The 21,109-nt window shown below is 72.9% G+C and carries 18 protein-coding genes; 11 read left to right on the forward strand and 7 right to left on the reverse strand.

The genetic code is table 11. The features are described 5' to 3' along the window. Positions 1 to 35: 35 nt before the first annotated feature. Entirely contained in the window at positions 36 to 1,700 is a 1,665-nt protein-coding gene (locus tag ACFY00_RS20800; RefSeq protein WP_388032985.1) for a thiamine pyrophosphate-binding protein, read from the reverse strand. A gap of 109 nt (positions 1,701 to 1,809) precedes the next feature. Beyond that, positions 1,810 to 2,646: a type 1 glutamine amidotransferase domain-containing protein gene (locus ACFY00_RS20805; RefSeq protein ID WP_388032986.1), complete on the reverse strand. Its 837-nt coding sequence runs from the start codon at positions 2,644 to 2,646 to the stop codon at positions 1,810 to 1,812. A 320-nt stretch (positions 2,647 to 2,966) separates the two neighbouring features. On the opposite strand from ACFY00_RS20805, the gene ACFY00_RS20810 reads away from it, so the two are divergent. From ACFY00_RS20810 to ACFY00_RS20850, 9 genes are all read left to right on the forward strand, one after another. Next, positions 2,967 to 3,392, forward strand: coding sequence for a hypothetical protein (locus tag ACFY00_RS20810; protein ID WP_388032987.1), 426 nt, complete (start codon positions 2,967 to 2,969; stop codon positions 3,390 to 3,392). Next, positions 3,392 to 4,939 (forward strand): GMC family oxidoreductase, encoded by a 1,548-nt coding sequence (locus tag ACFY00_RS20815; protein ID WP_388032988.1) that lies wholly within the window; start codon positions 3,392 to 3,394, stop codon positions 4,937 to 4,939. The genes ACFY00_RS20810 and ACFY00_RS20815 overlap by 1 nt, the downstream gene beginning before the upstream one ends. 20 nt (positions 4,940 to 4,959) lie before the next feature. After that, positions 4,960 to 5,763, forward strand: a complete 804-nt coding sequence (locus tag ACFY00_RS20820; protein ID WP_388032989.1) for an ester cyclase — start codon at positions 4,960 to 4,962, stop codon at positions 5,761 to 5,763. Between the two features lie 47 nt (positions 5,764 to 5,810). Continuing rightward, on the forward strand, positions 5,811 to 6,182 hold the full coding sequence (locus tag ACFY00_RS20825; protein ID WP_388032990.1) for a nuclear transport factor 2 family protein: 372 nt from the start codon (positions 5,811 to 5,813) through the stop codon (positions 6,180 to 6,182). Between the two features lie 7 nt (positions 6,183 to 6,189). After that, complete coding sequence (locus tag ACFY00_RS20830) at positions 6,190 to 6,636, forward strand: VOC family protein (protein ID WP_388032991.1); 447 nt, start codon at positions 6,190 to 6,192, stop codon at positions 6,634 to 6,636. Between the two features lie 94 nt (positions 6,637 to 6,730). Beyond that, entirely contained in the window at positions 6,731 to 7,918 is a 1,188-nt protein-coding gene (locus ACFY00_RS20835) for a low temperature requirement protein A (RefSeq protein WP_388032992.1), read from the forward strand. 147 nt (positions 7,919 to 8,065) lie between these two features. Next, positions 8,066 to 9,274, forward strand: coding sequence for an MFS transporter (locus ACFY00_RS20840; protein WP_388032993.1), 1,209 nt, complete (start codon positions 8,066 to 8,068; stop codon positions 9,272 to 9,274). Between the two features lie 41 nt (positions 9,275 to 9,315). After that, on the forward strand, positions 9,316 to 9,690 hold the full coding sequence (locus tag ACFY00_RS20845) for a nuclear transport factor 2 family protein (RefSeq protein ID WP_388032994.1): 375 nt from the start codon (positions 9,316 to 9,318) through the stop codon (positions 9,688 to 9,690). A gap of 72 nt (positions 9,691 to 9,762) precedes the next feature. Then, on the forward strand, positions 9,763 to 10,590 hold the full coding sequence (locus tag ACFY00_RS20850) for an SDR family NAD(P)-dependent oxidoreductase (RefSeq protein ID WP_388032995.1): 828 nt from the start codon (positions 9,763 to 9,765) through the stop codon (positions 10,588 to 10,590). A 100-nt stretch (positions 10,591 to 10,690) separates the two neighbouring features. Here ACFY00_RS20850 and ACFY00_RS20855 read toward each other — a convergent pair whose 3' ends face one another. The 5 genes from ACFY00_RS20855 to ACFY00_RS20875 all read right to left on the reverse strand — a co-directional run bounded on the left by ACFY00_RS20855 (position 10,691) and on the right by ACFY00_RS20875 (position 18,476). Further along, positions 10,691 to 11,941, reverse strand: a complete 1,251-nt coding sequence (locus ACFY00_RS20855; protein ID WP_388032996.1) for an IS701 family transposase — start codon at positions 11,939 to 11,941, stop codon at positions 10,691 to 10,693. A gap of 96 nt (positions 11,942 to 12,037) precedes the next feature. Next, on the reverse strand, positions 12,038 to 14,212 hold the full coding sequence (locus tag ACFY00_RS20860) for an AGE family epimerase/isomerase (RefSeq protein WP_388032997.1): 2,175 nt from the start codon (positions 14,210 to 14,212) through the stop codon (positions 12,038 to 12,040). After that, complete coding sequence (glgX, locus tag ACFY00_RS20865) at positions 14,209 to 16,344, reverse strand: glycogen debranching protein GlgX (protein WP_388032998.1); 2,136 nt, start codon at positions 16,342 to 16,344, stop codon at positions 14,209 to 14,211. Before glgX ends, ACFY00_RS20860 begins: the two co-directional genes overlap by 4 nt. A gap of 7 nt (positions 16,345 to 16,351) precedes the next feature. Further along, positions 16,352 to 17,044, reverse strand: a complete 693-nt coding sequence (locus tag ACFY00_RS20870; RefSeq protein WP_388032999.1) for an SDR family oxidoreductase — start codon at positions 17,042 to 17,044, stop codon at positions 16,352 to 16,354. 88 nt (positions 17,045 to 17,132) lie between these two features. Then, positions 17,133 to 18,476: a sugar phosphate nucleotidyltransferase gene (locus ACFY00_RS20875; RefSeq protein ID WP_388033000.1), complete on the reverse strand. Its 1,344-nt coding sequence runs from the start codon at positions 18,474 to 18,476 to the stop codon at positions 17,133 to 17,135. A gap of 318 nt (positions 18,477 to 18,794) precedes the next feature. On the opposite strand from ACFY00_RS20875, the gene ACFY00_RS20880 reads away from it, so the two are divergent. Further along, positions 18,795 to 19,199: a hypothetical protein gene (locus ACFY00_RS20880; RefSeq protein WP_388033001.1), complete on the forward strand. Its 405-nt coding sequence runs from the start codon at positions 18,795 to 18,797 to the stop codon at positions 19,197 to 19,199. 193 nt (positions 19,200 to 19,392) lie between these two features. Next, positions 19,393 to 21,009, forward strand: a complete 1,617-nt coding sequence (locus tag ACFY00_RS20885; protein ID WP_388033002.1) for an FAD-binding oxidoreductase — start codon at positions 19,393 to 19,395, stop codon at positions 21,007 to 21,009. Positions 21,010 to 21,109 lie beyond the last annotated feature (100 nt).

The raw sequence follows: 21,109 nt of genomic DNA on the forward strand, positions 1-21,109 counted from the left end.
GCCGGCCAGTCGGCCGACGGGCTCGGCGAGGGTGCTCACCGGCCCACCACCAGGTCGATCAGGAACGGTCCGCCGCTCGCCAGCGCCTCGGCGATCGCGGGGGCGACCTGGTCGGGCTTGTCGACCCGGACGGCGGGGACGCCGAGCGAGCGGGAGAGCGCGGCGAAGTCGATCTCCGGACGGGTCAGGTCGAACAGCTCGGGGAGGGCGTGCGGCTCGATGCCCTGGCTGTCCCAGTACTGGGCGATGTTGTGGTCGAGCAGCTTGTAGCGGCCGTTGTTGCAGATGACGAAGAGGGCGCCGATGTCGTAGCGGGCGGCGGTCCACAGGGCCTGGAAGGTGTACATCGAGCCGCCGTCGCCGGTGAAGCCGACCACGGTCTTCTCCGGGTGGGCGAGCTTGGCGCCGAGCGCGCCGGGGATGCCGACGCCGAGCGAGCCGCCGCGGGTCTGGAACCACTCTCCGGGGGTGTTCGGCGGCAGGTGGCGGAAGAGGCCGGGCGAGCAGGTCAGCGCCTCGTCGAAGAGGATCGCGTCGGCGGGGAGCCGCGCGGCGAGCTCGCGGCCGAAGTCGGCGGCGGTGAGCGCGCCGGCGGCCTCGCGGGCGTCGCGCTCGTCGGCCTCGGCGCGGGCGGCCGCCTGCTCGGCGCCCCAGGCACGCAGCCGGTCGGCGGCCCGGCGGCGCTGCTCGGGGGTCAGCCGGGCGTCGAGGGCGTCGGCGATCCGGCCGAGCGACTGGCGGGGGTCGGCGAGGATGCCGAGGTCGACCGGGAAGTTCTTGGCGATGGCGCCGCTGTCGAGGTCGACGTGGACCACCGGCGCGCCGGGGGCGAACACCCCGTCCAGGGCCGGGTAGACCTCCGGCAGGACGTAGGTGCCGGTGACCAGCACCGCGTCGGCGGCCGAGGTGACCCGGCGGCTCGACTCGCCGAACATGTGGCCCAACTGGCCGCGGTAGGCCGGGTGGTCGGCGGGCAGGTTGACCTCGGACCAGTCCGCGCCCCACACCTCGGCGCCCCACACCTCGGCGAGGCGGGCCAGCTCGGCCTGGGCGCCGGAGAAGTGCACGCCGTCGCCGACCACCAGCAGCGGCCGCTCGGCGCCGGCCAGCAGGTCGGCGGCGCGCTCGACGGTCTCCGGGGCGGGGACGGCCGCGGTCTCCAGGTACGAGGTGGGCACCACCGGCTCGTCGGTCTCGGCGTCCAGCACGTCGGCCGGCAGCACCACCAGCACCGGGCCGTAGGGCGGGGTGGCGGCGACCTTGAAGGCGCGGCGCAGCACCCGCAGGGTGGAGCGGGGGTCGACCACCCGGGTCGCCCACTTGGTGACCGGCTCGCCCATGGCGACCAGGTCGGCGGCCATCTGGGCCTCCATGGCGTCGTACCCCAGCCCGGCCTCGCCGACCAGGACGACCAGCGGGGCGTGGCCGCGCATGGCCTGGTACAGCATGCCGATGCCGTTGCCGAGGCCCACACCGGAGTGCAGCTGGAGCAGGGCCGGCCGGCGGGTGGCCCGGGCGTAGCCGTCGGCCAGGCCGACCACGGTGGCCTCCTGGAGGGCCAGCACGTACTGGATGCCGGGGAAGTTGCGGAGCTCGTCCAGGAACCCCTGCTCGACCGTGCCGGGGTTGCCGAACATGTGGGTGACGCCGTCGGCCTCGAACTGTTCGAGCATCGCCACCCGTGCGGGCCTGCTGGCCATCTCTGTGCCTCCTCGTGTGCGCTGGGTCTGCCGGTGCGGGGGAGGGGGGGGGGGGGGGGGGGGGGGGCGGGCGGCCCCCCCCCCCCCCCCCCCCCGCCCCCGGCGCGGGTCAGGCCGTGAAGCCCCACTGGCGCAGCCCGTGCTCCAGGACCTCGACCAGCTTCTGGCCGGTGAGGTAGGAGTCCGGGGTGGAACGCCCGGTGATGAACGGGTAGTCGACGATCACCGAGGTCTCCTTGCCGAAGTTGCCGTGGAAGGCCCCCTCGGGGAGGGTCGCGTCGCGGAGGATGTACTCCAGCGGGTACGGCGGCGGGCCGATCACGAAGTCGGTGCCCATGAAGCCGGTGCCGTCCTTGTAGTCGTACTCGATGCAGTGCCCGGTGACGTGCTTGTAGCGCAGGATGCTGACCCGGTCGTCCTGCTCGCGGGCGAAGGCCAGGGCCGCGATGCCGTAGCACTCGGCGGCGATCGGCAGGTCCAGGGCGTGGAAGGCCAGGATCAGGTCGTGGATCCGCCAGTTGTTGGCGAGGTCGACGATCGGGCCGCTGCCGCCGACGATCAGCAGCGCGTCGTAGCGCTCGGCGATCTGCGCCCGCACCTGCTCGCGGCGGGTGTGGTAGCCCTCCCAGGCGCGCAGGAAGTCGCTGCGGCTGCGGTACGGGCGGTCCGGCAGCCAGGAGGACAGGTCCAGCGGCGCGTCCAGGCGGCTGGAGCGGTCCAGGACCTTGACCTTCTCGGCCATCTCGGTGCTGGTCACCGAGCGGCCCAGCGGCGGGTCGATGTACTCGGGGTCCATGCTCGGCGGCAGGGCCGCCGGGCGCTTGCCGGTCGGGGTCGCGAAGGTGACCTCGTAGCCGGCCCGGTCGAAGGTCTCCAGCGGCCCGACCAGTTCCTCGCCCCAGTACCCGTACTCGGAGAGCACGATGAGGATTCGCTTCTTCGCCATCGGCGGTGTTCTCCTTCGATTGCCTTGCGCATTCCCGCCGGAAGTCGGCGGCGGTTCTGTCTAACAGCCGCCGCGGAATTCGCACCAGGGCCGGGGCCCCGTCCGCCGGGACACTGCGAAGTCGGCGAAAGCACTTCGGCATGTCCCGCGGTTCGGCGTCCGGGCCGACCGGGACGCCTTCGAGCAGCCGAGTTGCCGAAGGACGGGAGGGGACTTCGCACAGTGCGGAGGCGGGCGCGGCGGGCCGTTGACGCTCCGGCGGGCCGGATTCTAGCGTCCCTGTCAGCCGCGCCCACGAATTGCGGAAAGGGGAATCGGAAATGCCCGAGACGAACTCCGGGGAGAACCCGGAAATCAGGGATTTCGCACAGAACTGGTTCGACCTGCTGAGCGGCCACAAGCCGGTGGAGGAGCTCCTGCCGCTGGTGGCGGACGAGGGCCTGGAGATGGCGTTCCCGGAACGCACGCTCCGCTCGCACGCCGACTTCCGGGACTGGTACGCCGTGGTCGGCGAGGCCTTCGCCGACCAGAGCCACACCCTGGAGGAGTTCACCGCCGCCGAGGCGGACGGCCTGGTCGACATCGAGCTGACCGTGGTCTGGGCCGCCGAGCACCTGGCCGAGGGCGCCCGGAAGGTGTTCCGGGTGAAGCAGAGCTGGCAGCTGGACCGCGACCCGGCCACCGGCGCGCCGCGGATCGTCCGCTACCGGGTCGGCATCCTCACCCCGGTCGAGGACATCGGCTGATGGCAGCCGACTACGTGGTGGTCGGCGCCGGTTCGGCCGGCGCCGCGGTGGCCGCCCGGCTCAGCGAGGACGGCTCCGCGGACGTCGTCCTGCTGGAGGCCGGCGGCTGGCCCGGACGCGAGGAACTGCACCGCACCGACGCCGGCGCGCTGCTGGCGCTGCTCACCGCCGACTGGAGCGCGGCCGTCGACTGGGGCTACGCCACCGAGCCGGAACCCGGCGTCGACGGGCGCCGGATCCCGGTCGCCCGCGGCCGGCTGGTCGGCGGCTGCAGCGCGGTCAACGCGCTGATGTGGGTGCGCGGCAGCCACCGCGACTACGACGGCTGGCGCGACCTGGGCAACCCCGGCTGGGGCCACCAGGACGTCCTGCCGTACTTCCGGCGCTCGGAGGACTACGCCGGCGGCGCCTCCGCCTGGCGCGGCGAGGGCGGCCCGGTGCGGGTCGCCGCGCCGGACGAACCGACCCCGCTGGCCGAGGCGTTCGTCGCCGCGGCCCGGGAGACCGGCCACGGCGGCGACGGCGACTACAACGCCGAGCACCAGGAGGGCTTCGGGTTCCACTACCAGCACACCCGGACCCCGCGGGGCCGCCGCTCCAGCACCGCCACCGGGTACCTGCGGCCGGCCCTGGCCCGCCCCAACCTCACCGTGCAGACCGGCGCCCAGGCGACCCGGATCCTGGTCGAGGACGGCCGCGCGGTCGGCGTCGAGTACCTCCAGGGCGACCGGACGCACACCCTGCGGGCCGAACGCGAAGTCGTCGTCTGCGCGGGCGCGTTCGAGAGCCCCAAGCTGCTGCTGCTGTCCGGCATCGGCCCGGCCGACCAGCTGCGCGCCGCGGGCGTCGAGGTACTCCTCGACCTGCCCGGGGTGGGCCGCAACCTGCAGGACCACCTGTTCGCGCCGGTCTGCTACGAGTCGCTGCGCGAACTGCCGCCCGGGGCGCCGCTCTCCGAGGCGGGCCTGTTCACCCGGACCGCCGCCGCCGACCCCGCGCGCGGACCGGACCTGCAGTTCACCTTCGGGCCGGTGAAGTTCCTGCCCGCCGACGCCCCCGCCGCACTGCGGGCCGGCCCCGGCTTCACCTTCGCGCCCATCGCGCTGCTGCCCGCGAGCCGCGGCACGGTGACCCTGCGCGACACCGACCCGCGCTCCACCGCGCTGGTCCGGCCCGGCTACCTCGGCGACCCGGCCGACCTGGACGTCCTGGTCGAAGGCGTCCGGCTGGCCCGGGAACTGGCCCACACCGCGGCCTTCGACGACTTCCGCGGGGAGGAGTACGGCCCCGGCAAGGGAGCCGTCGGCACCGCGGAGCTGCGCGCGTACGTCCGCGCCAACGCCACGACCCTCTGGCACCCCGCCGGCACCTGCCGGATGGGCCCCGGACCGGACGCCGTGGTCGGCCCGGACCTGCGGGTGCACGGCATCGACGGCCTGCGGGTCGCCGACGCCTCGGTGATGCCGACCGTGGTGGCCGGCAACACCAACGCCCCCAGCGTGATGATCGGCGAGAAGGCCGCCGATCTGATCCTCAACCGTCCCTGACCCCCGACCGGAGGCCGACGATGGCAGACCAGCAGGACAACCTCGACCTGTACCGGCGCTTCCTGGACGCGCTGAACCGCAACGACCCCGACGGCATCGCCGCCGTGATCGACCCCGCGTTCCGGGACCACCACCCGGGCTTCGACATCAGCAGCCTGGAGAGCTACCAGCAGGCGCTCAAGGCCGCGCACGACTCGCTCGACCTGCGCGGCGAACTGCAGGAGGCGTTCACCGCCGGGGACCGCGTGGTCACCCGGGTGAAGCTCACTGGCACCCACCGCGGCGAGGTGCTCGGCATCCCCGCCACCGGCCGGCGGGTCGAGTGGACCACCACCGAGATCTGGCGCGCCGAGGACGGCCTGCTCGCCGAACGCTGGGCGCAGGACGACCTGCTCGGCCTGAAGGCGCAGCTGGCCCGCGGCGCCGAGAACACCGCCGTGGTGCAGCGGGTCAGCGACGCGGTCAACGCGCACCGCTACGACGACCTGGACGAGCTGTTCGGCCCCGGGTTCCGGGACAACAACCCGGCCTGGAGCGTGACCAGCCTGGAGGAGCTCAAGGGCATCATCATCGGCGCCCACGAGGCGCTCGACTTCCACGCCCACCTGGACGCCCTCTACCCGGCCGACCCGGACAAGGTGATCATGCACATCACCTTCACCGGTCGGCACGTCGGCCCGTTCTTCGGGATCGAGCCGACCGGCAAGGAGGTCAGCTGGACCAGCCTGGAGGTCTACCGGCTGGAGCACGGCAAGGTCGTCGAGCGCTGGGTGCAGGCCGACACCGCCGGCCTGATGGCCCAGCTCGGCGTCGAGCTCCCGTAACGCCCGCCCCCACCCACCGAGTTCACCCCAGACCCAGGAGGAGACCCATGGACACCAGGGGTGTCGTGGACCGCTACTACGAGCTCGCCAACGCGGGCGACTGGAACCCGTGGTGCGACCTGTTCGCCGCCGACACGGTGATGGACGAGCAGCTCGCCGGACACGTCGAGGGCCGGGAGACGCTGCGCGAGATGATGCGCGGATTCCCGGAGACCTACGCCGAGTTCGCCAACAAGCCGGTCCACGTGGTGATCGACGGCGAGCAGGCGGCCGTGGTCTCGCGGATCACCGGGCGCACCCACGGCGGCGTGGAGGTCGAGGCCGCGGTGTGCAACTACTTCCGCGTCGTCGGCGGCGAGATCGTCTACATGGCGAACTTCCACGACAGCGCGCCGTTCGCCCCCGTGCTCGGGAAGTGAGGCCGCGATGACCGCACCCGCCGCACTGCGCTGGGCGCACGTCGGGCTCAACTGCCGCGACCAGGCGGCCACCGAGGAGTTCTACACCCGCTGGTTCGGCTTCCGCCGGGCCCGGGTGGTGGCCGGCGACGGCTGGCAGGTGGTCTTCCTGCGCCGCGGCGAGGCCTGGCTGGAGCTGTTCGCCAGCGACGCCGACCCCGCCCCCGCCGCCAAGGAGGACGGCCCGGCCAACCCCGGCACGGTCCGCCACCTGGCCTTCCAGGTGGACGACGTGGACGCCTTCCTGGCCGACGCCGACGGCGAGTTGAACGTCTCGCTCGGCCCGCTCGGCTTCGACGAGTACATCCCCGGCTGGCGCACGGTCTGGGTCACCGACCCGGACGGCGTCGTCATCGAGGTCAGCCAGGGCTACACCGACCAGACCCCCGAGGAGCTGGCCCGGTACGACGCCTGACCCCCACCGGCCGGCCCGCACCGCCCCGCGGCGGCCGGGCCGGCCACTGCCCGTACCGCCCGGACGTCCGCGCCCGGGCAGAGAGGGTGAGGAGATGTTCCACCACCACCGCCACGAGCACGCCGCCGACGGCACCCGCTCCCGGGCCACCTGGGCGGAACTGTTCTACGACATCGTGCTCGCCTTCGGCGTCAGCCAGACCACCCACATCCTCGGCCACTCGCCCAGCTGGGCGACGTTCGGCCAGGCCCTGCTGATGCTCACCCCCCTGTGGTGGGCCTGGGTGGACGTCGCACTGGCCGTCACCATGGTCGAGGAGACCCACGTCGAACGGCTGCTGCTGCTCGCCGCCGGCCTGGCCACCTACGGCATGGGCGTGGCCGCGCCGCGCGCGATGTCCGGGCACGCCGGCGCGGCGCTGTTCGCCGGCTCGTACCTGGTGCTGCGGCTGCTGATGGGCGAGGCCACCCGGCGCGACCGCCCCTTCGCCCGCACCATCCACCCGTACTCGGTCGGCGTGGTGTTCGCGCTGGCGCTGACCGCCGGGGCCTTCGTCAGCGGCCCGGCCCGGGCCGCGATCTGGGCCGGCGCCATCCTGGCCGAGGCGGTGCTGCCCGCGGTGATGAGCCGTCGGCTGCACGCCATGACCTACAGCGCGGCCCACCTGCCGGAGCGCTTCGGCCTGTTCATCATCATCGCGCTCGGCGAGAACATCCTCGCGGTCGGCGCCCGGGCCTCGGCCGGGGCGCTCACCGCCGCGCTGATCGCCGCCCTGGTGCTCAGCTTCGTGATCGGCGGCGCGCTGTGGTGGCTGTACTTCCACCTCGCCGCGCCCGCCGTCGAGCACGCGATGCGCACCCACCGCACCCCGGCCACCGTGGTGCGCGACGTGCTCAGCTACGGCCACCTGGTGCTGGTGCTCGGCCTGCTGCTGGTCGCGGTCGGCACCGGCAACACCGTCGCCCACCCCACCGGCGTCCCGCACGACCCGAGCGCGGCCCTGCTCCCGATCGGCGCCGCGATCTTCGCCCTGACCTTCGGCTACACCCGCTGGCGGATGTTCGGCGCCGCCTCGGCGACCCGGATCGGGGTCGGGCTGTGCCTGCTCGGCCTGGCCGCCGGGGCCCCGTTCCTGCCCGCGATCGCCACCCTGGGGGCGACCGCCGTCCTGCTGGTCGCCGTCAGCGGCCTGGAGCACTGGATGGTGGCCACCGGTCGCCCGGTGCCCCTGCTGTTCCACCGTCCCGTCCCCACCGGTCACGAGTTGACGCAGTACCGCTGACGACCTTTCACAGTGCCCCGCCGGGGGGCGCTCCGGGCGCCGGACCCAGGCCGCCTGGCTAGCGTTTCGAACGCGGGCACGTCCGGCCGACGCCGTCACCCGAACCTGCTCACCGCGCACCGGAATTCACCTGCGAAACGAGGTCCCGTGAATCCTCGAAACCCCACCCCTGCCCTGCTCGCGCTGGCACTCGGCTACTTCAGCCTCGGCACCATCTCGCTCGCCGTCGTCGGCCTCAACGCCCCGATCGGCAAGAGCCTGGAGGTCGCCCCGGCCAGCGTCGGCCTGCTGGTCACCGTGTTCGCCCTCACCTTCGCGGTGGGCGCGCCGACGGCACCGGCCCTGCTGCGCCGGATGGACCGCAAGAAGGTCCTGCTGCTCGGCCTGGCGCTGCTCACCGTCGGCGGCGGGCTCAGCGCCGTCGCCCCCGACTACACCACCATGACGCTCACCCGGGTGCTCGGCGCGGTCGGCGCGGCGATCTTCGGACCGGCCTCCTCGGCGGCCGGCGCGGCCATCGTCGGACCGGAGCGGCGCCACCGGGCCCTGGCCACGGTGTTCGCCGGCATGACCGCCGCCTCCGTGCTCGGCGTCCCGCTCGCCTCCTTCCTGGGCTCCACCATGAGCTGGCGCCCGGCCCTGCTGGGCGTCAGCGCGCTCTCCGCGCTGGCCCTGGTGCTGGTGGCGGTGCTGGTCCCGGACCTGCCGGCCGGCGAACCGCCGACCGCCCAGGCGTACCGGGCCGCGCTGCGCACCCCCGGCGCGCTGCCCACCGTCACCACCACCCTGCTGTTCATGGCCGCCCAGTTCACCGTGTACGGCGTGGCCGGCGCCTACCTGGCGGCCCGCTTCGACGCCTCCGCCGGCATGGTCTCCGGCACCCTGATGGCCTTCGGCGTCGTCGGCGTGCTCGGCAACGCGCTGGCGCCGCGGATCAGCGAGAAGCTCGGCGGCACCCGCACCATCACGGTGTCGCTGGTCGGCCTGGGCGCGGCCCTGGCCCTGCTGGTCGTCACCCCGAAGGCGGCGGTCGCCGGCCTGCTGCTGTTCGCCGGCTGGGCCTTCTTCAGCCAGATGTACCAGGCACCGCAGCAGGCCCGGCTGATCGCCGTGCTGCCCGCCCACCCGGCGCTGATCCTGGCGCTGAACGCCTCCGCGCTGTACCTGGGCATGAGCCTGGGCAGCCTGATCGGCTCCACCTTCCTGCCCTCGGTTGGCGCGACCCTGATGCCCGGGCTCGCCCTGCTGATGCTGATCGCGGCGGCCGGCGCGCACGTGCTGTCCGGCCGCGGCACCAAGACTCCGGCGGCCCCGGCTCCGGCCGAGCAGCCGGTCCCCGCACCATCCAATTCCTGACCACCAGGCACCACCGATACCCACGAACGGGAGAGTCCACGATGTCCGAGAGCAACAAGCAGCTGGTGACCCAGTACCTCACCACCGTCTGGAACAACGGCGAGACCGACGAGGCCGACCGCTTCCTCGCCGAGGACCTCGTCCAGCACAACCCCAACCTGCCCGACGGCCGCAAGCCGGTGGTCGAGTTCGTCGCCGGCTTCAAGACCCAGGTCCCGGAGGGCCGGTTCACGATCCGGCGGATCGCCGCCGACCACGACCTGGTCTTCGTGCACAGCCACTTCACCGCGCAGGACGGCGACCGCGGCATGGCCGTGGTGGACGTCTTCCGCATCGCCGACGGTCTGATCGCGGAGCACTGGGACGTCAAGGAGAACGTCCCGGAGACCACCGCCAGTGGCCACCCGATCGTCTGACCGGCCATCCGCTGCCCGGAAGCACCGACGGCGCTTCCGGGCAGCGCCCTTCTCCAGAGCACGGAGGTTGCTGTGACCCCCATCGAAGAACAGACCGTCCTCATCACCGGCGCCACCGACGGCCTCGGCCGCGCGATGGCCCGCGAACTCGCCGCCCGCGGCGCCACCCTGGTGCTGCACGGCCGCAGCCGGGAGCGGGGCGAGGCCCTGCTCGCCGAACTGCGCGCCGAGACCGGCAACGACCGGATCAGCTACCTGCTGGCGGACTTCGCCCGGCTCTCCGACATCCACAAGCTCGCCGAGCAGGCGGCCGGCCTGGAACGGCTCGACGCGCTGGTCAACAACGCCGGCATCGGCGTCGAGCTCGACCGCCAGGAGAGCTGGGACGGCCACGAGCTGACCTTCCAGGTCGACTACCTGGCCACGTACCTGCTGTCGGTGCGCCTCGCCCCGCTGCTGGCCCGCTCCGCCCCGGCCCGGATCGTCAACGTCTCCTCGGCCGGCCAGGCGCCGGTCAACTTCGACGACGTGATGCTGCGCCGCGGCTGGGACGGCGTCCAGGCGTACTGCCAGGCCAAGCTGGCCCAGATCATGCTGACCTTCGACCTGGCCGAGGCGCTGGCCGGCACCGGCGTGACGGTCAACGCGCTGCACCCGGCGTCGTACATGCCGACCAAGATGGTGGTCAACCTCTACACCCCGCAGAGCACCGTCGCCGAGGGCGTGCGGCACACCCTGCGGCTGGTCACCGACCCGGCGCTGGACGGCGTCACCGGGCGGTACTTCAACCGCTCGACCGAGGCCCGGGCCAGCAACCAGGCGTACGAGAGCGGCGCGCGGGCGCGGCTGCGGGCGCTGAGCGAACAACTGACCGGGGTGCCGTTCGACGCGGCGCGTTGAGCCGGGCCCGGTGGACGTCCTCCCCGGACCCGGACGCGCCACCGGACCCTGCGCTCGGGGGCGGCCCGTCGGGCCGCCCCCGAGGTGCCGGTGGCGCCGGTCAGCCGGTGGCCGAGGTCTCGTGGGCCGCCCCCAGGTCGGCCATCCGACCCAGCAGGTCGTAGCCGTGCGCGGCGGCGACCAGCGTGACGTGGTGGTGCCAGCCGCGGTAGGAGCGGCCCTCGAAGTCGCCGAGGCCGTAGTCGAGGTGCAGCCGCTCGACGGCGTCGGCGGAGCGGCCGCGCAGCTCGGCGAGGGCGACCAGCTCGGGCAGCCGGTGCACCGGCAGGTCGGTCACCCAGTAGGTGCGCGGCTGGGAACGCCCGAACGGCCACTCGACCACCAGGTGACGGGGGGCGGCGGGCACCAGCTCGGCGAAGCGGCCGCGGCGGGCGCCGCGCCCGTCGGAGAGCGGCACCACCAGGAACTGCGAGGGCCGCGCCCGGGAGGTCGGCCCGTCCCGCCAGGCCAGCACCGCGCGGTCGCCCTGCGGGACCAGCTCGTCGGCGAGCTCGGCGGCCCGCCGGCGGACGGTGGCGGGCGCCCGGCGCACCGGCGGGGCGCCGTGGGCGACCGGCAGGGCCCGCTGGGCGCGGGCGGTGCAGGCCGGCAGCACGGTGCCGGCGCCGACCTGGACCAGGTAGCCGAGGCCGCGCTCCTCCAGGCCGAGCAGCAGCGGCTCGACCTCCTTCTCGTTGCTCCAGTCGGCGAGCACGGGGGCACTGGGCACGTCCCAGCCCAGCATCTCGTCGACCGAGTCGAGCAGCAGCCGCCAGCGCGGCAGGTGCCGGGCCTCCTCGGGGACGTGGGCCTGGCTGCGCAGCGCCAGGTCGGTGTCCCAGTGCCGGGGCAGCGCCAGCTGCCAGGCGACCGGCTGGGCGCCGTGCGGCAGGACCAGCGAAGTGGCCAGGGCCAGTTGGCAGTTCATGGTGCGGCCCTCGGCGTGGACGAACTGGCGGGCGACACCGGCCGAGCGGGTGCCGTTCTTGGCGAACACCACGTCGTCGACGGACCAGGCGAGCGGGGCGGCGGCCGCGGCGACCAGCTCGGCGAGTCGGCGGCGGACGTCGCCTACCTCCCAGGTGGACTGGTTGACGAACTGCTGGATGGGCTGCACCGTGCGTCGGCCGAGCACCTGCTCGGAGATGTTGGCGGGGGTCTTGCGGCCGTCCGCCTGGCGCAGGCCGCGGAGGTAGACCTCGCCCCAGCGCCGCTGGTCGGAGCGGGCGAAGCAGCTGAAGAGTTCGTGGCAGTACACGGAGATTCCGTCCTGCCGCAGGCCGGAGTGCGGTGCACGGAGGTTCGAAATCATGGACACATCGATCCTTGGGTGAGGTTCTGGCGCGATGGCGGTCGGGCCGGGCCCCGCCCCCGCCGGGTGGGGCCCGGCGGGGGCGGGGCGGCGGGGTCAGTCCGTGACGCAGCTCCGGTCCTCGTCGACCAGGAAGGCGTCGGTGGCCAGCAGGGCCTGGGTGACCTCGGGGAGGCTGCAACCGACGATCACGAAGTCGACCTCGAGGCCCATCTTGGCGCGCTGGAACAGCAGTTCGTTGATGGCCGGGCGGCCGATCTCGGTCACCTTGCAGAGGTGGAACTCCACCCGGCGGGGCTCCACCGACAGCGCCTCGGTCAGGCAGCGGCGGAACTTCTCCAGCTCGTCGCGGTCGATCACGCCCTCGCAGTGGACGTGCGCGGTCTTGCCGTCGAAGTCGCTGGAGACCCGCAGCCGCATGTCGGCCGGCTCGACCTCCACCCGGACCTTCAGCGGGCGGCTGCTCAGCGGCAGCCGGACGGTCAGCTGCTTGGGGTCGAAGTCCTGGTACGGCTCGTCGTCGATCCACACCCGGGAGAGCTGGACCGAGCCGGCCGGCAGCAGGTCCGGCGCCACCCGCAGCAGGTGGTCCGGGAAGGCCCCGGGCTGCGGCCGGAAGTGCAGGGTGAGCGGCGCCGAGGTGACCAGCAGGCCGGTGTAGGCGGCGGCCAGGTAGCACAGCTCCAGCGCGTGGTAGCCGGCCATCGAGTGGCTGCCCTTGAGCCGCTCGGTGCCCACCAGGTACGGGATGCCGTTGGCCAGCACGTTGAAGTAGACGCCGCCGTCGTCGTAGTCGAGGAAGAAGGCGTTGTAGAAGGCGGCCGACTCGCGGGCCAGCCGTCGGTGCTCCGGGTCGCCGGAGACGCCGGCCAGGATCAGGTAGGCGAGGATCGCCTGCTCCTGCTGCCACCAGGCCTTGCGGTCGTGCCAGACCAGGTGGTGCACGCCGGTGTCCGGGTCGGCCACCCGCTCCACCACGTCGTACCAGCCGCCGCGCTGCTGGTCGCTGCCGACCGAGGGCATCAACTCGGCTATCCGCTCGGCCAGTTCGGAGTAGCGGGGCTTGTCGTGCAGGGCGCGGATCCGGGTCAGGTTCCAGGCGATCTTGAGGTTGTGGCCGACCACCGCGCGGTTCTGCTGCCAGCCCCAGGAGCGGTCGGCGCTCCAGTCGCCGTGGAAGCGCTCCTGGACGAACGGGCTGCCCGGCTCGTCGGGGAAGCGCTCGGCGATGGTGTCGGCGGTCTCCTCCAGCAGCTTCGAGAAGTCCTCCCGGCCGGTGGCGAGGTAGGCGTTGATCAGGTACGCCGGGGCGTGGTCGCCGATCGAGTTCCAGTTCTTCCGGGACCGGTTGGGGCCGAGCGAGTCGGCCCGCGGGTCCATGGTGATCGGGTCGAGGTGGGAGAAGAAGCCGCCCTGGTCCTCGTCCCGGAAGAAGCGCTCGAACAGGGCGACCGTGCGGTCGACGTCCTCCAGGATCCGCGGGTCGCCGGTGATCCGGTAGGTCTGGGTCGGCCCGGCCAGCGCGTAGATCTGCTCGTACATCGGGATGGCGTCGAAGTCGTCGCCGAACTCCGAGGCGTAGACCTTGCGCTGGCCGGCCCCGCCGATGTCGATGCCGTGGTACCAGTAGACGACGCCCTCCGCGGTGTCGACGACCCGCATGTGCTCGCGCAGGTACTCGGTGCCGGACTCGGCGGCGTTCAGGAACCGCTCCTCGCCGGTGAGCATGAAGGCGGTGGCCAGGCCGTAGACCAGCCGGGAGATGGTGTCGGTCTCCTGCCGCACGTCCGCGCCGGTGAAGTCCGGGACGTGGGTGCCGCTCAGGGTGAGCCGGGTGCGGAAGTTGCGCCAGTCGTACCGGCCGTCCTTGCCGGGGCCGTCCGGGAAGTGGCCGCGCAGGTAGAAGTCGGCGATCTCGGCGGCCTGCTGCACCCACCAGTTGGGGTGCTCGAAGACGTAGTTGCCGCGGCTGGTCTCCGGGAAGGTGATCTGCCGGGCCTCGATCCGCTCGCCGCCGTCCCAGCGGTAGAACAGGCCGTAGACGAAGACGTACCGGCCCTCGGCCAGCATGTCGCGGGTGGCCGCGCTGGTGTCGCGCGGGCCGTCGCCGAGGTTGCGGACGACCTCCGAGCTCAGGAAGCCGTTCAGGTGGATGGTGAACTCGCGCCCGTCCGAGGTCCGCAGGCCGAAGCGGTCGTGGGCGGGGTCGTAGCTGGTGATGTAGCCGGCGATGCTGTCGGAGTACATCCGCCAGGTGTCGGGTGCGTTCATCGGTGCGTTCCTCCCTCGTCGGGCAGCGCCACCAGGACGACGACGCTGCGGCCCTGCGCGTGGAAGCTCTGACCGTGGACGGGCGCCTCGGTGCCGGGGGCGAGGACGTCCGCGCCGGGGCCCCGCGCGGTGTCCACCAGGCGGGCCCACCGGTGGCCGTCGATCGACGGCAGCTCGAAGTCCAGGCCCAGGTGGAACATGTTGAGGACGACGTGCAGGTCCGGGTCGCCGTCGAAGCCGGCCAGGGTCAGCGCCAGCACCCGGGCCTGCGGGTCGTCCCAGCCCGGCTGCCCCAGCCGGGTGCCGTGCCAGGTGACGTCGGGCAGGCCGCGGGCGTTGGTGCGGCCGGAGAAGAACCGGGCCTCGCGCACCGCGCGGAAGCGCCGGCGCACCGCCGTCATGTTCCGGAAGAAGTCCCGGACCTCGGTCTCCTTCTCGGCCTGGTCCCAGTCCAGCCAGGCGGTCTCGTTGTCCTGGCAGTACGCGTTGTTGTTGCCGCCCTGGCTGTTGCGGAACTCGTCGCCGGCCAGCAGCATCGGCACGCCCCGGCTGAGCAGCAGCACGGCGGCGTGGTTCTTGATCTGCCGCACCCGCAGCCGCTCGACCTCCGCCGAGTCGCTGGGGCCCTCCACGCCGCAGTTCCAGCTGAAGTTCTCGTGGGCGCCGTCCGCGTCGGCCTCGCCGTTGGCCCAGTTGTGCTTCTCGTTGTAGCTGACCAGGTCGTTGAGGGTGAAGCCGTCGTGGCAGGTGATGAAGTTGATGCTGTTGGTGGGCAGTTCGCCGTCCTTGCCGAACAGGTCGGGCGAGCCGCCGAGCCGGGTCGCCACCGTGCCGACCAGGCCGGCGTCGCCGCGCACGAAGCGCCGGACGTCGTCCCGGTAGGGGCCGTTCCACTGGGCCCAGCGCTTCCCCGGGAAGCGGCCGACCTGGTAGAGGCCGCCGCCGTCCCACGGCTCGGCGATGATCTTCGACTCGGAGAGGATCCCGGACAGCTCGATCCCCCACAGCACCGGCGGCACGTCCATCTCGTAGCCGCCGGCCCCGCGCGAGAGCTCCGAGGCCAGGTCGAACCGGAAGCCGTCCACGTGGTGCTCGGTCACCCAGTACTCGAGGCACTCGATGACGAACTTGGCCACCGCCGGGTGGTTGGCGTTGATCGCGTTGCCGCAGCCGGTGAAGTCCATGTAGTGCCGGCGGTCCTGCGGCCACAGGTGGTAGTACACCTCGTTGGCCTGGCCGCGGAAGCTGATCACCGGGCCGTTCTCGTTGCCCTCCGAGGTGTGGTTGAAGACCACGTCGAGGATCACCTCGATGCCGGCCCGGTGCAGCGCCTTCACCATGTCGCGGAACTCGGTGATGTGGGTGCACTCGCACGGGTCCGAGCAGTAGCCGGTGTGCGGCGCGAAGAACCCGAACGGGTCGTAGCCCCAGTAGTTGTGCAGCGGCGCGCCGTTCGGCCCGATCCGCAGCACCTGCCGCTCGTCGAAGTCGAAGACCGGCAGCAGCTCGACCGCGGTGACGCCGAGCTCCTTCAGGTACGGGATCTTCTCCACCACCCCGTTGAAGGTGCCGGGGTGGGCCACCCCCGAGGACGGCGAGGCGGTGAGCCCGCCGACGTGCATCTCGTAGATCACGGTGTCCGCCAGCGGGGTGCGCAGCGGCTCGTCGCCCTCCCAGTCGTAGCCGTCCAGGTCGACCACCATGCTGCGCATCGAGTACGCGCAGTTGTCCTCGGTGCCGACCGCCCGGGTGCGGTCCCACAGCGAGTTGACGTTGGCCCGGGCGTACGGGTCGATCAGCACCTTGCGCGGGTTGAAGAAGGTGCCGGACTCCTTGGTGCGGCGCGGGCCGTCGACCCGGTACGCGTACACCTGGCCCTTGGTCAGGCCGGAGAGGTGGCAGTGCCAGAAGTGGTAGCTGCGGTGCCGCTCCGGGTCGAGCGGGATCACCCGGGCCGGGGCCGGGTCCTCGTGGTGGGCGAAGAGCAGCAGGTCGACCCGGGTGGCGTGCTCGGAGTAGAGCGAGAAGTTGACCCCGTCGGCGTCCAGCGTGGCGCCGAGCGGCTGGGCGCGGCCGGGTCCGATCGCGGCCGCCTCGATCGCGGCCCTGCGGGCCTCGTGGTGTTGGCTCATCTCGTCGTCAGCCCACCGGTGTCCGGTCGCCCTGGAGCCCGGCGAACGCCTCGCTCCACGCCGGGGAGGCGCTGCCGGGCTCGTTGAAGATCTCGAAGGTGACGCCGTCCGCGGCCGGGTGGAGCAGCGCCTGGACGCAGGCCTCGGCCAGGTCCGGCCGGGAGACCTGGCCGAAGCCCAGGTCGCCCTGCTCCAGCCGGATCCGCTCGCCGGCCTCCCGGGTGTCGGTGAGCCAGCCCGGCCGGATCACGGTGTACGGCAGGCCGGAGTCGCGGACCGCGTTCTCGCCGGCCAGCCGCCACTCCAGCACCCGGCCGTAGGCGTTCAGCGGGTGGGCCAGGTGGGTGGCGTGGATCTGGCTGACCAGCACCACCCGGGGGCGGTGGCCGCCCTCGACGGCGGCCGCCAGGGCGTTGCGCACGCCCTGGTAGACGGTGGTCTCCGGCCGGTCCGGGCCGCTGTCGGCGGTGCCCGGGTCGACGCAGTAGACCAGGGCCGAGACGCCGGCCAGCGGTTCGCGCAGGGTCTCCGGCCGGCGGACGTCGCCCTCGAAGAAGAGCGCGCCGGGCGGCAGGCTGCGCCGGGCGCGCTGCACGCTGCGGCCGATCGCGCGGACCGGAACGCCGCGGTCCAGCAGTCGTTGGGCGATCAGGCGGCCCAGCCGTCCCGAGCCGCCGATCACCGCCACGGGGTTGTCCATCGCTTGCTCCTCGTCTCTCGGGGTCTTCCCGAGTCCTGCTCGGGTTCGCTCGGGGGTGCTCGGGCCGCGCCGGACCGTCCGGGCGCGCTCAGATCCAGCGCAGGATGTCGTCGGGGCTGGTCAGCCGGGTGCCCGAGGGCAGGTTGGCCAGGGCCGGCACCCGCAGCCGCGGGTAGATGCTCACGCCGGTGAGCCTGGTGCCCTGCCGGACGTGCACGCCGTCGCCGACCGCGCAGTAGCCGTCCATCCGGACCGGGTCGTCCCGGGTGGAGCGGATGTCGGCCATCGGGCCGATGTAGGAGTCGCTGATCCAGGCGTACGGGCCGATCAGCGAGGAGTCGCCGAGCGAGGTTCCGCTCAGCCGGGCGCCCTCGCGCAGTTCGGCGCCGTCGCCGATGTCGGCGTGCTCCAGCCGGACGCCGGGGCCGACGGTGACGTGCCGGCCGATCCGGACGCCCGGGCCGATCACCACGTCGCCGCTGGCGATCTTGTCGGCGAGGGTGGTGCCGGAGGCGTCGTCCTTGGTGTGCAGGCTGCTCTCGTGGATCCAGTACCGCGGGCGGTCGTTGTGCGGTGCGGGCATCAGCCGGTTCATCTGGTGGAAGTCGCCGGACAGCACCTGGCGCAGCGTCGCCAGGTAGTCCTCGACGTTGCCGAGGTCGCCGAGCCGGGCGATGTGGTGCGCGGCCACCGTGCGGCCGTGCTCGACCAGCCAGGGCAGCAGGTCGCCGCCCCAGTCCAGGCGCTGCTGGGCCTGCCGCATCAGCCGCGGGTCCCGGGCGGCCAGCCGCAGCCGGCCGCAGTCCACCAGGTACATGCCCGCGTTGGTGGGCACCAGGGCGCAGTCGTCGCTGGTCGCCTCCGGGAAGACCTCGTGCACCCGGGCCAGGCTCGGCTTCTCGACGAAGCCGGAGACCAGGCCGTCGGCGCCGGTGCGCATCGCGCCGTACTTGCCGGCCACCTCGAGCGGGCTGCGGGCCACCGCGGCCACGGTGACCACGGCGTCGCTCCCCTCGTGGGTGGCCTCCAGCTCGGCCAGGGAGAAGTCGAAGACCGAGTCGACCGGGAGCACCAGCGCCCGCCCGGTGAGGTCCCACTGCTCCAGGTTGTGCAGGGTGGCGGCGCCGGACCCGACGTTGTAGCGGTCGAAGCTGGAGCGCGAGTAGCGCACCTCCACCCCGTACTGCTCGCCGTGGCCCAGCAGCAGTTTGATCTGGCTGCGGTTCTCCAGGCCCTGCGCCACCACGTAGAAGCGGCGGATGCCTTGTTCCCGGCAGGCGTCGACGACCCACTCGATCAGTCGTCGGCCCGCGAACGGGATCAGTGCCTTGCTCCGGATGTAGTCCGCGGACTCCAGGGTGATGGGCTTCGCGCGTTCTCCCCGTCCGCCGGCCAGGATGATCCCGACCGTCCCGCCGTCTCGCTCGGCCATCTCGCTTCCCCTGCTAGGCGACCTTGTCGAAGCAGATACAACACTAGCTGTCAAATCGTGTCAAGGGAGCTGTAAAGTTACTGGACGTGCTCATGTCATCTGTCGGGGCCCGCGGTCGGGGGCGGATCGATACCGAACGGAATATTATTCTTTCGAGAATGGGAATTCACCCGTCGGCAAAGTTGAGACTTCACGACCGCAAATGCTTGCGGCATGATTGCCAAGGTCGGTCGCGCCCCGCGCGCGAAGAAGGTGGGAGCAGCACGGGAACGGGGGAACGTGATCAATCGGACCGGCCGCCGCGCGGCATTCTTCGACGTGAGACACGACCTGCTGTCGGCCGGCTCGGTGCTCACCGTGCTGGAGGCGGCGGCCCGCCACCGCTCGGCCGGCGACCTGCTGGTCTGCGTCGCCGGCGGACCACCGCCCGGCGACCCGGCCGACTGGCCGGCCGCCGGCCACCCGACCACCTCGGGCACCGGCTTCGTCGCCGATCTGGTGCTGTACGCCGACTCGCCGGGCGAGGCGGGCTCCGAGGTGGTGGTGGAGGCGATGGCCCGGCTCGGCCTGGACGCCGCCCAGTGCTTCGCCTACGGCGACCGCCGCGAGGGCCTCACCATCCTGCGGGTGGTCGGCAACCCGCGGGTGGTCGGCCGCGACCCGCTGATGACCGAACTGGCCCGCGACCGCGGCTGGCCCGTCCTGCACACCGCGCAGTACTGACCGGAACTCGCGCCTCCGAAAATCCCGGTATTCGATAGTCGCCCACCGCACGTGACGCAGTACCGCCCCGGCCCGCGACGGGCGGCATCCCGTCGGGCGGGCTGCGTATCGTGCCCGGTATTCGGTCCGATCGCGCGCATTCCGGCCATTCGGCGGGACGGTCGCGACAACGGGAAAGGGCTTGGTGTTGACCTTGGCTGAAACGACCCGCCGCGGGTTCCTCGGAGTGGCCGCCGCACTCGGCGGCACCGTGGCACTCCCCTCGATTGACAGTTATGCCGACGACGCTGTCAACAGCGATGTCGTTTCAGCCGCGGCGCCGACCCCGGCCGCCCGCACCGTCTCGCCCGGCGACCCGCGCTACCTCGACCTCACCTCGCGCGGCTACAACGGCCGCTTCGTCGGGCAGCCCGACTCGGTGCGGGTGGTGTACACCACCGCGCAGGTGGTCGCGGTGGTGAACGAGGCGGTGCAGAACGGGCGGCGGATCGCCGTCCGCAGCGGCGGCCACTGCCTGGACGGGCTGGTCGACGACCCCGCGGTGCGGACGCTCGTCGACATATCCGAGATGACCGCGGTCGGCTACGACCCGGCCCGCCGCGCCTTCATGGTCGAGGCCGGCGCCACCCTCGGCCACGTCTACCGCACCCTCTACCTCGACCACGGCGTCACCGTCCCCGGCGGCACCTGCCCGACCGTCGGGGTCGGCGGCCACGTCACCGGCGGCGGCTACGGCGCGCTCTGCCGCGCCCACGGCGCGATCGTCGACCACCTGTACGCGCTGGAGGTGGTCGTGGTGGACGCCTCCGGCACCGCCCGCGCGGTGGTCGCCACCAGCGACCCGGGCGACCCCAACCGCGAACTGTGGTGGGCGCACACCGGTGGCGGCGGCGGCAACTTCGGCGTGGTCACCCGCTACTGGTTCCGCACGCCCGGCGCCACCGGCACCGACCCGGCCGGGCTGCTGCCCAAGCCCCCGGCCACCCTGCTGAAGGCCGCCGCGGTGTGGAAGTGGAGCGACCTGAACGCGGCCGACTTCGCCGCCGTCGTCCGCAACCACGGCGCCTGGCACGCCGCCAACAGCGCCGACGGCTCGCCCTACGCCGGGCTGCACAGCGTGCTGATCCTCGGCAACGTCGCCGTCGGCACCGTGACCCTCAGCGCCCAGATCGACAACACCCTCCCCGACGCGGCCGGCCTGATGACCCGCTACCTCGACGCGGTCGCGGCCGGCGTCCAGGCACCCGCCGCCCGCAGCCAGTCCACCTCGCCGTGGCTGAAGGCCACCCTCAAGGACCCGTACGACACCGGCGCGTTCAACCGCGCCAAGTCCAAGGGCGCCTACCTGCGCCGGGGTTGGGACGACGGCCAGATCGCCACCCTGTACCGCTACCTCTCCGACCCCGGGTACGACGGGCACAGCTCGATCCTGCTCTACTCCTACGGCGGCCGGGTCAACACCGTCGCCCCCGACGCCACCGCGATGCCGCAGCGCGACTCGATCCTGAAGGCCAACTTCACCACCTACTGGCCCGACCCCGCCCAGGACGCCCGCCACCTGGCCTGGATGGGCTCGCTCTACCGGGACGTGTACGCCGCCACCGGCGGCGTGCCGGTCAGCAACGCGGCCAACGACGGCTCCTACATCAACTACCCGGACGTCGACCTCGCCGACCCGCGGTGGAACACCTCGGGCGTGCCCTGGCAGACGCTCTACTACAAGGGCAACTACCCCCGCCTGCAGCGGGCGAAGGCCGTCTGGGACCCGACCGACACGTTCCACCACGCCCTGTCGATCACGGCCGGCTGACCGGACCGGACGACCGACGGGCCCGGCCGGGGGCCGCCCCCGGCCGGGCCCCGTCGCGTCCGCGGCGGGGATGCGCCCGTGTTCGTTGGGTCACCAAGCG

Origin of the sequence: Kitasatospora sp. NPDC001540, assembly GCF_042894345.1 — a bacterium.
GTDB lineage: Bacteria > Actinomycetota > Actinomycetes > Streptomycetales > Streptomycetaceae > Kitasatospora > Kitasatospora phosalacinea_C.

Coding starts and splice junctions, on each gene's coding strand:
- ACFY00_RS20855 (WP_388032996.1), bottom strand. CDS start 11,941: ATGATTTCGAACCTCCGTGCACCGCACTCCGGCCTGCGGCAGGACGGA.
- ACFY00_RS20845 (WP_388032994.1), top strand. CDS start 9,316: ATGTCCGAGAGCAACAAGCAGCTGGTGACCCAGTACCTCACCACCGTC.
- ACFY00_RS20875 (WP_388033000.1), bottom strand. CDS start 18,476: ATGGCCGAGCGAGACGGCGGGACGGTCGGGATCATCCTGGCCGGCGGA.
- ACFY00_RS20870 (WP_388032999.1), bottom strand. CDS start 17,044: ATGGACAACCCCGTGGCGGTGATCGGCGGCTCGGGACGGCTGGGCCGC.
- ACFY00_RS20805 (WP_388032986.1), bottom strand. CDS start 2,646: ATGGCGAAGAAGCGAATCCTCATCGTGCTCTCCGAGTACGGGTACTGG.
- ACFY00_RS20835 (WP_388032992.1), top strand. CDS start 6,731: ATGTTCCACCACCACCGCCACGAGCACGCCGCCGACGGCACCCGCTCC.
- ACFY00_RS20800 (WP_388032985.1), bottom strand. CDS start 1,700: ATGGCCAGCAGGCCCGCACGGGTGGCGATGCTCGAACAGTTCGAGGCC.
- ACFY00_RS20815 (WP_388032988.1), top strand. CDS start 3,392: ATGGCAGCCGACTACGTGGTGGTCGGCGCCGGTTCGGCCGGCGCCGCG.
- ACFY00_RS20820 (WP_388032989.1), top strand. CDS start 4,960: ATGGCAGACCAGCAGGACAACCTCGACCTGTACCGGCGCTTCCTGGAC.
- ACFY00_RS20825 (WP_388032990.1), top strand. CDS start 5,811: ATGGACACCAGGGGTGTCGTGGACCGCTACTACGAGCTCGCCAACGCG.
- ACFY00_RS20860 (WP_388032997.1), bottom strand. CDS start 14,212: ATGAACGCACCCGACACCTGGCGGATGTACTCCGACAGCATCGCCGGC.
- ACFY00_RS20810 (WP_388032987.1), top strand. CDS start 2,967: ATGCCCGAGACGAACTCCGGGGAGAACCCGGAAATCAGGGATTTCGCA.
- glgX (WP_388032998.1), bottom strand. CDS start 16,344: ATGAGCCAACACCACGAGGCCCGCAGGGCCGCGATCGAGGCGGCCGCG.
- ACFY00_RS20830 (WP_388032991.1), top strand. CDS start 6,190: ATGACCGCACCCGCCGCACTGCGCTGGGCGCACGTCGGGCTCAACTGC.